The following is a 14,752-nucleotide window of genomic DNA, read 5'->3' as shown; positions in this document are numbered from 1 at the left end:
AGTTGTTGTGCCCCCTATTCAAGCGCCGCTTTCAGCGCTTCCGAAACCGTTCCGACGCCGATGATTTCAATGCCTGCGGGCGGTTTCCACCCTTTTAGACTTTTTTCCGGCATAATAACACGCTTAAAACCGAGCTTCTCCGCTTCTTTAACCCGCTGCTCCGCGCGCGACACGGCCCGCACCTCGCCCGTAAGCCCTACTTCGCCGAAGACGACGTCGAACGGGCGCGTCGGCGCATCCCGGAAGCTCGACGCCAGCGAGACCGCCGCGGCCAAATCGACGGCCGGCTCATCGAGCCGGACGCCTCCGGCGACATTAAGATAAGCGTCCTGCGTCTGTAAAAACATGCCAATCCGCTTCTCCAGCACGGCGATGATGAGCGCCATCCGGTTGTGGTCGACGCCGGTTGCCGTCCGTCTCGGCGACGGGAAGTGGGTAGGCGCCACAAGCGCCTGCAGCTCCACCAGCACCGGCCGCGTTCCTTCGACGCTGGCCACTACGGTAGAGCCGGAGACGCCGAGCGGCCGCTCAGACAGAAACTGCTCCGACGGGTTGGACACCTCGGTCAAGCCGTCCTCTCCCATCTCGAAAATGCCGATTTCGTTTGTGGAGCCGAAGCGGTTTTTGACCGCCCGCAGCAGGCGGTAGGAATGATGGCGCTCGCCTTCGAAGTACAACACGCAGTCGACCATATGCTCGAGCAGCCTCGGGCCGGCGATCGCCCCTTCTTTGGTCACATGGCCGACGAGCACGGTCGCAATCCCTTTCACTTTCGCCAGCCGCATAAAGTGCGACGTGCACTCCCGCACCTGGGCCACGCTACCCGGAGCCGATTGGACGCTCGGCTCGTAGACCGTTTGAATGGAGTCGATGACGAGAAAGTCCGGACCCAGCGAGTCGATCGCTTCATTAATATGCTCCATATTCGTCTCGCACAGTACAAACAGCGACTTCGACAGCGCCCCGAGACGGTCAGCCCGCAGCTTCGTCTGCCGCACCGATTCCTCACCGGAAATATACAGCACCTTAAGTCCGGTATCGGCCAGCGCATGCGACGTTTGCAGCAGCAGCGTCGATTTGCCGATGCCGGGATCGCCCCCGACCAGAATGAGGGAACCCGGAACGACGCCGCCGCCCAGCACGCGGTTCAATTCGTTCAGGCGTGTCTCGATTCTGGGCTCGCGCCCGCTTTCTATATCTATGATGGAACGCGGCTTTTCTTTCGTCCCGTTTCCCGTAACAAATGCGCCTTGCGTTTTGACAACGGTTTCCTTCTCTTCCGCCATCGTATTCCACGCGCTGCAGCCAGGGCATTTGCCGAGCCACTTGGGCGATTCGGTGCCGCATTCCGTGCAAATAAATTTCACTTTCACTTTTGCCATAAGCGGCTCCTTTGACAGAATTGACATCACCCTTCAAAGTTTACCATTTATGCAAGCGGCAATAAACCCTCATTGTACGAAAATATACGGATTCGCCTGTTCGCAACAAAAAAGCCGTACCCGTTCGAAAAAGAACGGATACGGCGGCGATATTATGTCGGGGAAACCGCTTCCTGGGTAAACAGAAGCTCATGAATCGACAGCTTCGAACCGAGCATAATCGGTCCCGGACCGGCAGCCGTCCCGCCGGGATGTCCGCTCTGATCCTGTGGCTGCTCTGCGGAGTGATGCCCGCCTTGACCTTGCGATGGACTGCTCAGATGGCTGCCGGCATGCTCCGGCGGCTTTCCTCCCGGATGTCCCCCGCCCGTGCCCGCGGACGAACGGCGGGCATGCGCTTCCTTGAACGAATCGCTGTTCACCCAGTTGTCGAAAGAGGCTTTATTTTGCCAGGTCGTCACCACTTTCAGCTCTTCCGCCTCCTCGCCGCTTTCCGACAAAAGCAGCTCCATTTTCACAAAACCCGGCATCGTATGAACGCCCTTCGGGTTTTTGAACCGCGCGGCCACCTGCCTCCCGTGCCCTTTCTTAATTTGAATGGTGTTGGTCACAACGATCATATCCATACCTCCTCGAGTTTGGATTCCACTACTGGCGCTTTCTTCTATCAGATTACCATTTATCCCCTTGCCGGAACAAATGAGGAACGCGTTCTTCCGGACAAAAAAAGGCGGCGCCCCTTCACTAGGGCCGCCGCCTTACGTTAATCGTATATGAATTAGAAAGTGGTTTACGACTTCGAGGATCCCGCTCCGACCGGCTCTACGGTCAGCGTGCCTTCTTTTTCATCAATGACGAGCGTGTCGCCTTTGTTGATTTTGCCCAGCAGCAGATCTTCGGACAGACGGTCCTCGATATGCTTCTGAATGGCCCGGCGCAGCGGACGGGCACCGTACTGCTGGTCGAACCCTTCCTTGGCGAGGAACGATTTCGCCGCATCGGTAAGCGTGAAATCCACTTCCTGCTCACGCAGCCGTTTACGCAGCTCTTCGGACATGAGCGTCACGATTTCGGTGATATGCTCCTGCTCCAGCGAATGGAACACGATCGATTCGTCGATCCGGTTCAGGAACTCCGGACGGAAGCTTTTCTTCAGCTCGCCCATTACTTTGTCCTTCATCAGCGTGAATTCGCGGCCGGCATCCTGGGAAGCCGTGAAGCCGAGCGTCGAATTGCGCTTGATTTGATCCGCACCGACGTTGGACGTCATAATTATCAGCGTGTTGCGGAAGTCGACGACGCGTCCTTTGGAGTCGGTCAGACGGCCGTCCTCCAGCACCTGCAGCAAAATGTTGAATACTTCCGGATGCGCCTTCTCGATTTCGTCGAGCAGCACGACGGAATACGGTTTGCGGCGGACTTTCTCGGTCAGCTGGCCGCCTTCCTCGTAGCCGACATATCCCGGAGGCGCTCCGACGAGACGGGAAGTGGAATGCTTCTCCATGTACTCGGACATGTCGATCCGGATGACGGCGTTCTCGTCGCCGAACATCGCTTCGGCAAGGGCGCGTGCCAGCTCCGTTTTACCGACGCCGGTCGGGCCGAGGAAGATGAAGGAGCCCATCGGGCGCTTCGGATCTTTCAGTCCGGCACGGGCGCGGCGGATTGCGCGGGATACCGCTTTGACGGCATCGTTCTGGCCGATAACCCGGTCATGCAGAATGCTTTCCATCTTGAGCAGACGCTCGGTTTCCTCTTCAGCCAGCTTCCTGACGGGAATGCCGGTCCAGCTTGCGACGATTTCGGCGATGTCTTCCGGCGTTACTTCGGAGTCGGTACGGCCTTGTTTTTCTTTCCAGTTGTTCTTCGTCACGTCGAGCTCTTCGCGAATCTTCTGTTCGGTATCGCGCAAAGCGGCCGCTTTCTCGAATTCCTGGCTTTGTACGGCGGCGTCCTTCTCCTTGCGCACGTCTTCGAGACGGCTTTCGAGCTGCTTCAGATCGGGCGGAACCGTGTACGAATTCAGTCTTACTTTGGAGCCCGCCTCGTCGATCAGATCGATTGCTTTATCCGGCAGGAAACGATCGGTGATGTAGCGATCCGACAATTTAACCGCCGCAACGATCGAATCGTCGGTAATTTTTACGCGGTGATGCGCTTCGTAACGGTCGCGCAGTCCCATCAGAATTTGAATCGCTTCTTCCGGCGTCGGCTGATCGACCGTAATCGGCTGGAAGCGGCGCTCAAGAGCGGCGTCCTTCTCGATATATTTGCGGTATTCGTCGAGCGTTGTCGCGCCGATGCACTGCAGCTCGCCGCGCGCCAGCGCCGGCTTCAGGATGTTGGAGGCGTCGATCGCCCCTTCCGCGCCGCCTGCGCCGATCAGCGTGTGCAGCTCGTCGATGAACAGGATGATGTTGCCCGCCTGGCGGATTTCATCCATAATTTTTTTCAAACGGTCCTCGAATTCGCCGCGGTATTTCGTACCCGCCACGACCGAGCCCATGTCGAGCGTCATGACGCGTTTGTCGCGCAGCGTTTCGGGAATTTCGTTGGCGATAATTTTTTGCGCCAGCCCTTCGGCAATCGCCGTTTTGCCGACGCCGGGCTCGCCGATCAGCACCGGATTGTTCTTCGTGCGGCGGCTGAGCACTTGAATGACGCGTTCAATTTCTTTGCTGCGGCCGATAACCGGATCGAGGTTGCCGTCGCGTGCGGTTGCCGTCAAATCGCGGGCCAGACCGTCAAGCGTCGGCGTGCTCACGTTCGCCGGCGCGCCGTGGCTGCTGGAAACGGCTTCGCTGCTGCCGAGCAGCTGCAGCACTTGCTGACGCGCTTTGTTCAGGCTGATGCCGAGGTTGTTCAGCACACGTGCCGCTACACCCTCTCCCTCACGGATGAGGCCGAGCAAAATGTGCTCCGTGCCGACATACGTATGGCCGAGCTTGCGGGCTTCGTCCATCGACAATTCGATCACTTTTTTCGCGCGCGGGGTATAGGCGATGTTCGTCGGCTGCTCCTGCCCGCGTCCGATCAGCGCTTCGACTTCGTCCTGGATTTTCTCAAGGCCGAGGCCGAGGCCGATCAGCGCTTTCGCCGCAATGCCTTCGCCTTCGCGGATCAGGCCGAGCAAAATGTGTTCCGTGCCGATATTGTTGTGTCCAAGACGTACCGCTTCCTCTTGAGCAAGAGCAAGTACCTTCTGAGCGCGTTCCGTAAATCTTCCAAACATCATTCCAATGCACCTCCATGTTCGGATCGGGGAACCAGCTGCCGGCGGATCAGTTCCGCGCGGCGGACATCGCGCTGGTCCGGATTCATTTTTTCATCAAAAGCCTGCTGCAAAAAGCCCGGTTGAGTCATAACCATCAATTCATTCATTACCTGCGGCGAAACTTGGCTAATCAAGCCGAGGTCGATGCCGAGCCTGACATCCGACAGCCGCTGCGCCGACTCTTTGGAATCCATAATCGCCGCATAGGACAAAATGCCGTACGATCTTCTGACCCGGTCCTCGATGCGCAGCCTGGAATCCGCCATCAGCCGCTCGCGCGCCGCTTTCTCATGCTCGATGATTTGCCGGACGACGCTGTACAGATTCGTAATAATTTCATTCTCCGACTGTCCTAGCGTAATCTGGTTCGAAATTTGAAACAGGTTCCCGATCGCCTCGCTGCCTTCGCCGTAAAGTCCTCTGACAGCCAGGCCGACCTGAGTAATGGCCGACAGGATGCGGTTGATTTGCTGGGTCATCACCAGTGCCGGCAGGTGCATCATTACCGATGCCCGGATGCCCGTTCCGACATTGGTCGGACAGCTGGTCAAATACCCTCTTTTTTCGTCAAACGCATAATCGGCCGCTTCTTCAAAAATATCGTCAATGCGGCTTGCCAACGACCAGGCTTCCTGAATTTGAAAGCCGGGATACAAACATTGGATACGCAAATGGTCTTCTTCATTAATCATAATGCTCACGGATTCGTTGTCGCTCAATATGAGCGCCCCGCTTCGCGATTCGTTGGCCAAACCCGGACTGATCAGATGCTTCTCGACGAGCACCCTCCGCTCCAACTCGCTAAGGTCGGACAAAATAATCGTTTCGAATGTGCCGACTTTATTCAACTTGCCCTCCCGGGCTACGGCTGTGAGCTGCTCCATCACGTCTTGGGACTGCTGGTTCGTCGCGAGCATGGGAAACGGCTTATGGCGCAAATTGCGCGCGATCCGTATCCGGCTGCTGAACACGATGTCGGAATCGGGACCGCCGCCCTTCATCCATTCGCTCAGCGCTTCCTGGGCAAAACGGTGTTTTGCCAAGAATATCCCCTCCTTCACGTTCTGCGTCGATGTGCAAAAACCCTCTTTTTTATCTTTACCCGGATCACTTTTTCATAAAAGTTACCCGCCAGCAAGCGGCTGCGCCATCCGCTGGAGATATAGTGGCATCATTCAAAGACTAAGATTCGCGCTCCTTTGAAGGACTAGGATTCCGCAATTTGCTTTTCCAGCTCGCGGATCTGGTCTCTTAGGCTGGCGGCAGCTTCAAACTCCTCCCGCTCAATGGAGCTCTGCAAATCATGACGAAGCCGGTCGATCTCCCGTTTGGTTTGGATACGTCCGCCGCAGCGTTTCGGAATTTTGCCGCTGTGGACCGTGCTGCCGTGCACCCGCTTGAACAGCGGATCCAGCCTTTCCCCGAAATGACGGTAACAGGAGCTGCAGCCGAAACGGCCCAGCTTGCTGAATTGGCCGTAAGTCAATCCGCATTCGTCGCAGCGCAGCGTCTGCGGCTTCGAGCCGAGGCCCGCCGCCCCCCCGGAAGGATCGAAATCCATCAGTCCCGACAGCAGACTGTGAATGGAGAAGCCGTTCGGAGCGCCGGGGATGCTGTCGCCCTTTTCCCGTGCACACGATTCGCAGATATGAAACTCCGTCTTCTCCCCATTTATGATTTTCGTAAAATGAAGTGTAGCCGGCCTTTTGCCGCATTCCTGACAAAGCAATCTGTCTCCTCCTTCCGCAAATACCGCCCGCTGATGGACGAAAGCCCGCAAGTGAAGGGCTCTATTTCATCAGCAATGAAATCAGCATCGCCTTGAGCAATCTGGCCCGGATTTCATCGCGCAGCGGCAGTTTAAGTGCGAGCGCCTCGCGGCAGATCGCCGCACGCAGCAGATTGCCTTCGCGCCTGGAAATGAGGTCCGCTTCTTCAAGCTGGTAAATAAGCCCTTCCGCCGCATTCTGGTCCACCTGCTCGCCAATCGTCTGGCTGATGTGCCCCTGAATCGCTTTAAGGGCCGGCAGCTCCACCCGCTGAATGCGGATGTATCCGCCGCCGCCGCGCTTGCTTTCAACCAGGTACCCTTTCTCCAGTGTAAATCGCGTACTGATGACATAGTTGATTTGCGAAGGCACACAAGAGAAGCGGTCCGCCAAATCATTGCGTTGAATTTCAACCGCGCCTTCCGGGCTTTCCTGCAGGATCTGTTTCAGATACTGCTCCAAAGAATCGGAAATGTTACGCAAATGCCCAACCTCCCTAATACTGCCAACAAAGAGACGATGTAGCGGTTGCGCCAAAGCGCCAAAGCATTGCCGATAGTGTTCCCCCGCAGCAGGGCATTATTGCCCGGAACCGGAGAAAGGAAGCAACTGACTTTGACTTTCTTTGACTTTAATGATAATTATACGCCTTTTTTCCAAAAGGTCAAGGGGATTAGCCTGCGTTATTTATTTTATGATCTTGTTAACATCTTGATACAGGCTGCGCCTATTTATACATTTATGCAGCTGTCGATACATTCCGCGGGATTCACGGCGCAAAAAAGACAGCTGCAAGCTGCAGCTGTCCGGAATTTGACACGATGAGGCAATGCGGGCAAATACGGCGAAATAGGCTCAGAAAAAATCAAGCAAATAAGTGCTGCGGCGGGGAATCAACTTCTCGAGCAGCTCGGCCGAATCAAGCGAACCGTTCAAACGTCCGGCGCGCACAAGCTCAAGCGGACGCTTGAAGCCGAACAAAATCGCCGATAGCGTCTCGATTCCGCAAGTAAGTTCATTATCGTGATCGTAGTGCTCAAGTGTGGCGGCCGTTTCGCTCTCTGTTTCCGGGCTGACCGGATCCGCTCCACGCTCAAGCTCTAAGGCAGCGCCGCCGCTGCCGTCTGCAGTGAAGCGCCAAACCCCTTCATTCCATGGAGCATAAGAGTCGGTGAGCCTGAGCGTAAAGTGGCCGCGGACACCTTCGGCAAAGCGATACATGTTCACCAACTGCTCCACATCTACAATTCGCGCCATAAAATAAGGGACCATTTCCTGTCCTATGCGCGGATTCGGCAGCAGAAACGGCAAATCGTCGTCTGCGGGAGCGGTTACGACCGTCTCATCGATCATCGAATCGTGATTGGCAAAAAAAGTCCACAATGCGCGGCGAGCTTCTTCATCTAAATAAACCAGCTCGTGAATCGTCAATTTCCGGTCTTGAACTTTGTAAATCGCATAGCCGGAAGGACGATTGTCCGCTCCGAAATATACGGCAGTCGAGCCTTTTTTACGGCGGTAAACGGACGTTGTCCACCATTCTGCGGAGCGCGACAGCGTCCCGTTGTAGCGGCTGGCATACGCTTCGTAAATTTCCGCTACCAGCTCCCGATCGTTATCTCTGCGCTCCACTCTCCCGCCGGTATCGATTCTCGGCGGCAGAAAGCTCGTCGCAATCGTATATTTCTTGTGTTCAAATGCCATTTCCCATCCGTATTTGCGATAAAAAGAAAACGAAAACGGCGCCAGCATCGATACGGTCTGCCCGCTGCTCCTCATCTGCTCCAAAGCATGGGCAATCAGCTTGCCGACGCAACCCTGCCGGCGCTTCTCCGGCCACGAACTGACCCCGGCGACTCCGCCCATTTGAACCTTTGCCCCTTGCAGATAGATGTCGAGCGGGATTATCGTCAGCATCGCCGCCAGATTCCCGTCCTCAAATGCACCGGTTACATGCTCCGGCTTGAAGCGCCCGCGCGCATCGTTCGTTTGTTCTTCCGTCATTTCAATTTGAAACGCATATTGAGCCAGTTCAAGATAAAGATCGAATTCATCCGCTCGCAGAACGCGAATTTCCAATTCTCCCACCTCCAATAGCAGTTATTATGGCATAACTGCTAATATCAGGCAATGAGAATAATAGATCATACTGTCGCTTGAAAATAACAGCACGATACGGTTCCGCTTGAATACTACACCATCTCCAGCTTCGCAATACAACAGCACGATGCTGCTTTGTTCGAGTACAACAAAATGCTGCTTTGTTCGAGTACAACAAAATGCTGCTTTGTTCGAGTACAACAAAAAAACCGCTGCGAATGCAGCGGGTTCCTCGTGCTTGGCGACGTCCTACTCTCCCAGGACCCTGCGGTCCAAGTACCATCGGCGCTGGAAGGCTTAACGGTCGTGTTCGGGATGGGTACGCGTGGTTCCCTTCCGCCATCGCCACCAAACGGGTTCCTCTTCGGAACATTAAGGTTTTACACCTTGAAAACCGGATGCGAAAGATTGCTTGTGTTTCCTTAGCTGAATCATATGCCTTGCGGTTTTCCTCACTTGGAAAACCCATTAGGATAAGCCCTCGACCGATTAGTATTCGTCAGCTGCACACGTTGCCGCGCTTCCACCTCGAACCTATCAACCTGGTCGTCTTCCAGGGGTCTTACATACTGGGAAATCTCATCTTGAGGGGGGCTTCACGCTTAGATGCTTTCAGCGCTTATCCCGTCCGTACTTGGCTACCCAGCGGTGCTCCTGGCGGAACAACTGGTACACCAGCGGTACGTCCATCCCGGTCCTCTCGTACTAAGGACAGCTCCTCTCAAATTTCCTACGCCCACGACAGATAGGGACCGAACTGTCTCACGACGTTCTGAACCCAGCTCGCGTACCGCTTTAATGGGCGAACAGCCCAACCCTTGGGACCTACTTCAGCCCCAGGATGCGATGAGCCGACATCGAGGTGCCAAACCTCCCCGTCGATGTGGACTCTTGGGGGAGATAAGCCTGTTATCCCCAGGGTAGCTTTTATCCGTTGAGCGATGGCCCTTCCATTCGGTACCACCGGATCACTAAGCCCGACTTTCGTCCCTGCTCGACTTGTAGGTCTCGCAGTCAAGCTCCCTTATGCCTTTGCACTCTGCGAATGATTTCCAACCATTCTGAGGGAACCTTGGGGCGCCTCCGTTACATTTTAGGAGGCGACCGCCCCAGTCAAACTGCCCGCCTGACACGGTCCCCCTACCGGTTTCACGGTAGCGGGTTAGAACTCAAGTACGATCAGGGTGGTATCCCAACGGCGCCTCCACCGAAGCTGGCGCTCCGGCTTCCTAGGCTCCCACCTATCCTGTACAGATCGTACCCAAGTCCAATATCAAGCTGCAGTAAAGCTCCATGGGGTCTTTCCGTCTTGTCGCGGGTAACCTGCATCTTCACAGGTATTAAAATTTCACCGGATCTCTCGTTGAGACAGCGCCCAAGTCGTTACGCCATTCGTGCGGGTCAGAATTTACCTGACAAGGAATTTCGCTACCTTAGGACCGTTATAGTTACGGCCGCCGTTTACTGGGGCTTCGGTTCACAGCTTCGGATTGCTCCTAACCGCTCCCCTTAACCTTCCAGCACCGGGCAGGCGTCAGCCCGTATACTTCGCCTTACGGCTTCGCACAGACCTGTGTTTTTGCTAAACAGTCGCTTGGGCCTTTTCACTGCGGCCCCCTCGGGCTATTCACCCTACCGAGGCACCCCTTCTCCCGAAGTTACGGGGTCATTTTGCCGAGTTCCTTAACGAGAGTTACTCCGCGCGCCTTAGCATGCTCTGCTCGCCTACCTGTGTCGGTTTGCGGTACGGGCACCTTCTCCTGGCTAGAGGCTTTTCTCGGCAGCCGGAGCACATGACCTTCGGTACTGTAATTTTCCCTCCCCATCACAGCCCAGCCTTAACGGTTGACGGATTTACCTATCAACCAGCCTCACTGCTTGGACGAGCTATTCCATCAGCTCGCGTCACTACCCTTCTGCGTCACCCCATCGCTCATAGCGGATTACGGTGGTACAGGAATATCAACCTGTTGTCCTTCGACTACGCCTTTCGGCCTCGCCTTAGGTCCCGACTTACCCTGAGAGGACGAGCCTTCCTCAGGAACCCTTAGGCTTTCGGCGGATGGGATTCTCACCCATCTTTTCGTTACTCATACCGGCATTCTCACTCGTGTACCGTCCACCAGTCCTTACGGTCTGACTTCAACCTATACACGACGCTCCCCTACCCAAGCGGTATCCCGAAGGATACGCGTTGCCATAGCTTCGGTGGTGTGTTTAGCCCCGTTACATTTTCGGCGCAGAGTCACTCGACCAGTGAGCTATTACGCACTCTTTCAATGGTGGCTGCTTCTAAGCCAACATCCTGGTTGTCTGGGCAACTCCACATCCTTTCCCACTTAACACACACTTGGGGACCTTAGCTGATGATCTGGGCTGTTTCCCTCTTGACGATGGATCTTAGCACTCACCGTCTGACTCCCGGTCTTACGTCTATGGCATTCGGAGTTTGACTGGACTTGGTAACCCTTGGCGGGCCCCGCACCCAATCAGTGCTCTACCTCCACGACGCATAATGACCGAGGCTAGCCCTAAAGCTATTTCGGGGAGAACCAGCTATCTCCGGGTTCGATTGGAATTTCTCCGCTACCCCCACCTCATCCCCGAATTTTTCAACATTCGTGGGTTCGGGCCTCCAGTGCGTGTTACCGCACCTTCACCCTGGACAGGGGTAGATCACCCGGTTTCGGGTCTACATCCACGTACTCATTCGCCCTATTCAGACTCGCTTTCGCTGCGGCTACGGCTTCCCACCTTAACCTTGCACGTGAACGTAACTCGCCGGTTCATTCTACAAAAGGCACGCCATCACCCATAGATCGGGCTCTGACTTCTTGTAAGCGCACGGTTTCAGGATCTGTTTCACTCCCCTTCCGGGGTGCTTTTCACCTTTCCCTCACGGTACTGCTTCACTATCGGTCGCCAGGGAGTATTTAGCCTTGGCAGATGGTCCTGCCGGATTCCCACGAGGTTTCACGTGTCTCGCGGTACTCGGGATCCGTCTCGGAGGGTGCTGGCTTTTGGTTACAGGGCTTTTACCTCTTCTAGCGGGCCTTTCCAGACCTCTTCGCCTAACCAACACCTTTGTAACTCCATGTGAGACGTCCCACAACCCCAGGAAGCAAGCTTCCTGGTTTGGGCTAATCCGCGTTCGCTCGCCGCTACTGACGGAATCACTTTTGTTTTCTCTTCCTCAGGGTACTTAGATGTTTCAGTTCCCCTGGTATGCCTCAACCTGACCTATGGATTCAGTCAGGAGTGACTGCGCATTACCGCAGCCGGGTTTCCCCATTCGGACATCCCCGGATCAAAGCCTGCTTACGGCTCCCCGAGGCATTTCGTCGTTCGCCACGTCCTTCTTCGGCTCCTGGCGCCTAGGCATCCTCCGTGCGCTCTTACTAGCTTAACCTAAAACGTTGCAACGCAACGTCGCTTCGAAAGCATAAGCTTTCCGGTTGGTTCGATGACGTCTCCGTTGCAGCCCTGTTTCTTTGATCACACGCTAACGCGGTGGAAACACGTCTGCAAAAGTCGCTTGTCATTCGAACAACCTTCGCTCGGCACATTTATTACAGCTAAAGGATGTTTCAGCATTTCTTTCGCTATCCAGTTTTCAAGGTGCAAATGATGGACATTCAACCGAAGTTGAAGTTGGTGGAGCCAAGGAGGATCGAACTCCTGACCTCCTGCTTGCAAGGCAGGCGCTCTCCCAGCTGAGCTATGGCCCCACAGCAAATTCCATCAAAGCTGAACAAATGAAATCATGTCCGCCTCTATAAGAGGCGTTCTACCCGACGTTTATCCGGTCCTCGCAGGACCGGTTTAATTCCTTAGAAAGGAGGTGATCCAGCCGCACCTTCCGATACGGCTACCTTGTTACGACTTCACCCCAATCATCTACCCCACCTTCGGCGGCTGGCTCCTTGCGGTTACCCCACCGACTTCGGGTGTTGTAAACTCTCGTGGTGTGACGGGCGGTGTGTACAAGACCCGGGAACGTATTCACCGCGGCATGCTGATCCGCGATTACTAGCAATTCCGACTTCATGCAGGCGAGTTGCAGCCTGCAATCCGAACTGAGACCGGCTTTATAGGATTGGCTCCGCCTCGCGGCTTCGCAGCCCGTTGTACCGGCCATTGTAGTACGTGTGTAGCCCAGGTCATAAGGGGCATGATGATTTGACGTCATCCCCACCTTCCTCCGGTTTGTCACCGGCAGTCGTTTCAGAGTGCCCACCTTTACGTGCTGGCAACTGAACCTAAGGGTTGCGCTCGTTGCGGGACTTAACCCAACATCTCACGACACGAGCTGACGACAACCATGCACCACCTGTCTCCCCTGTCCCGAAGGCCGCCGCTATCTCTAGCGGATTCAGGGGGATGTCAAGACCTGGTAAGGTTCTTCGCGTTGCTTCGAATTAAACCACATACTCCACTGCTTGTGCGGGTCCCCGTCAATTCCTTTGAGTTTCACTCTTGCGAGCGTACTCCCCAGGCGGAATGCTTACTGTGTTAACTTCGGCACCAAGGGTATCGAAACCCCTAACACCTAGCATTCATCGTTTACGGCGTGGACTACCAGGGTATCTAATCCTGTTTGCTCCCCACGCTTTCGCGCCTCAGCGTCAGTTACAGCCCAGAAAGTCGCCTTCGCCACTGGTGTTCCTCCACATCTCTACGCATTTCACCGCTACACGTGGAATTCCACTTTCCTCTTCTGTACTCAAGCCTTGCAGTTTCCGATGCGACCTCAGGTTGAGCCCGAGGGTTAAACACCAGACTTACAAAGCCGCCTGCGCGCGCTTTACGCCCAATAATTCCGGACAACGCTTGCCCCCTACGTATTACCGCGGCTGCTGGCACGTAGTTAGCCGGGGCTTTCTTCTCAGGTACCGTCATTCGCAGAGCAGTTACTCTCCACGACATTCTTCCCTGGCAACAGAGCTTTACGACCCGAAGGCCTTCCTCACTCACGCGGCGTTGCTCCGTCAGACTTTCGTCCATTGCGGAAGATTCCCTACTGCTGCCTCCCGTAGGAGTCTGGGCCGTGTCTCAGTCCCAGTGTGGCCGATCACCCTCTCAGGTCGGCTACGCATCGTCGCCTTGGTGAGCCGTTACCCCACCAACTAGCTAATGCGCCGCAGGCCCATCTGCAAGTGACAGCTTGCGCCGTCTTTCCCGGTTCCTCTATGCAAAGGAACCGCTTATCCGGTATTAGCTTTCGTTTCCGAAGGTTATCCCGGTCTTACAGGCAGGTTGCCTACGTGTTACTCACCCGTCCGCCGCTAACCATCCAGGAGCAAGCTCCCTTCAAGTCCGCTCGACTTGCATGTATTAGGCACGCCGCCAGCGTTCGTCCTGAGCCAGGATCAAACTCTCCATAAAAGTGTTTACTTCTATAAGAAGCTTGTTTAGCTCATTTAAAACATTGTCGGATTAAAACATGATTCATTTGTTCAGTTTTCAAAGAACTTGCTTGCTCTCTCGCCCCGCCATGTTTGCGGCGTGACAAGAAACTATGATATCAGCTTCGCGTTTCGTTGTCAACAATTATTTTTTCTTTTTTAAGAAAGTGTTTCAACCGTTGAGCGATGTCGTCGAAGCGGCAAGAAATAATTTAACACAGGAGAATAATGAATGCAAGCTTTTTTTTCCTAGGTTAACCCGAAAGCCTGTTGTAACGAACCTGACGAGGCTGTCGATTCATTGTGGACAGTTTTAATGTGAACGGACACATGCAGAGAATGTATATGTTTTTTCGGATACATATACAGAATCAGGGCTCAAATCACGTTTTGTATATGAATTTTCGCATAGAATCGAACTCATTCGGTGTGTGTGCCGCTCATGATGTATGATTTTTCGCATACATTTTGTGGTCTCCCGCAGATTTCCGAAGTTATGAACAGTTAATCGACAGGCTCCTGACAGTCGTTATTTCAGAATAATGGTGCTCATTCCGGATTTAACGAATCCCAGTGTCACTATTCGTAGAACAGAGCCTCTGATTGTGGTCAAATGGAAGGGATAACGATTGCAGGATTCGTTAGAATGTACGATTGTCCAGTTTCGATCATATAACGCTTGCTCAATTCGTTAACTGAGCCGATACCCTGTCAAAATCCTTGTTCCGGTTCCCGATCGTTCATCCTTTTTAAAGACATAAAGTAACAACATGATCAGCGTTTCGCTAGCACTAAATTAAACGGCGGTCATGTTAAAGCAAG

7 protein-coding genes, 1 tRNA gene and 3 rRNA genes are annotated in these 14,752 nt (G+C 54.5%); all 11 read right to left on the bottom strand.

Features of this window, described 5'->3' with window-relative positions:
- Window positions 1-14 precede the first annotated feature (14 nt).
- Window positions 15-1,382 carry a DNA repair protein RadA gene (gene radA, locus VN24_RS12490; protein ID WP_045670677.1) on the bottom strand — a complete coding sequence of 456 codons (1,368 nt, stop codon included), beginning with the start codon at window positions 1,380-1,382 and terminating at the stop codon, window positions 15-17.
- A gap of 152 nt (window positions 1,383-1,534) precedes the next feature.
- Window positions 1,535-2,002, bottom strand: a complete 468-nt coding sequence (locus VN24_RS12485; RefSeq protein ID WP_045670676.1) for an antibiotic biosynthesis monooxygenase — start codon at window positions 2,000-2,002, stop codon at window positions 1,535-1,537.
- A gap of 170 nt (window positions 2,003-2,172) precedes the next feature.
- A complete protein-coding gene (gene clpC, locus VN24_RS12480; RefSeq protein ID WP_045670675.1) occupies window positions 2,173-4,617 on the bottom strand; it encodes an ATP-dependent protease ATP-binding subunit ClpC in 2,445 nt (814 codons plus the stop codon).
- Window positions 4,614-5,699: a protein-arginine kinase McsB gene (locus tag VN24_RS12475; RefSeq protein WP_082083741.1), complete on the bottom strand. Its 1,086-nt coding sequence runs from the start codon at window positions 5,697-5,699 to the stop codon at window positions 4,614-4,616. The genes clpC and VN24_RS12475 overlap by 4 nt, the downstream gene beginning before the upstream one ends.
- A 164-nt stretch (window positions 5,700-5,863) precedes the next feature.
- Window positions 5,864-6,385 carry a protein-arginine kinase activator protein McsA gene (locus VN24_RS12470; RefSeq protein WP_045670674.1) on the bottom strand — a complete coding sequence of 174 codons (522 nt, stop codon included), beginning with the start codon at window positions 6,383-6,385 and terminating at the stop codon, window positions 5,864-5,866.
- Window positions 6,386-6,446: 61 nt separating this feature from the next.
- Window positions 6,447-6,908, bottom strand: coding sequence for a CtsR family transcriptional regulator (locus tag VN24_RS12465; protein WP_045670673.1), 462 nt, complete (start codon window positions 6,906-6,908; stop codon window positions 6,447-6,449).
- Between the two features lie 372 nt (window positions 6,909-7,280).
- On the bottom strand, window positions 7,281-8,513 hold the full coding sequence (locus VN24_RS12455) for a GNAT family N-acetyltransferase (protein WP_238590895.1): 1,233 nt from the start codon (window positions 8,511-8,513) through the stop codon (window positions 7,281-7,283).
- Between the two features lie 248 nt (window positions 8,514-8,761).
- Window positions 8,762-8,878: ribosomal RNA gene (rrf, locus tag VN24_RS12450) — 5S ribosomal RNA — on the bottom strand.
- Window positions 8,879-8,994: 116 nt separating this feature from the next.
- Window positions 8,995-11,934 (bottom strand): 23S ribosomal RNA (locus tag VN24_RS12445).
- Window positions 11,935-12,177: 243 nt separating this feature from the next.
- Window positions 12,178-12,253 (bottom strand) — tRNA-Ala (locus VN24_RS12440).
- 106 nt (window positions 12,254-12,359) lie between these two features.
- Window positions 12,360-13,910, bottom strand: a 16S ribosomal RNA gene (locus tag VN24_RS12435).
- Together the 16S, 23S and 5S rRNA genes with 1 tRNA gene alongside form the textbook arrangement of a ribosomal RNA operon.
- Window positions 13,911-14,752: the final 842 nt, after the last annotated feature.

Origin of the sequence: Paenibacillus beijingensis (assembly GCF_000961095.1) — a bacterium.
Classification (GTDB): Bacteria; Bacillota; Bacilli; order Paenibacillales; family Paenibacillaceae; genus Paenibacillus_O; species Paenibacillus_O beijingensis.
The sequence above is the reverse complement of the archived record's forward strand: the minus strand, read 5'-3'. Positions and strand labels throughout refer to the sequence as shown.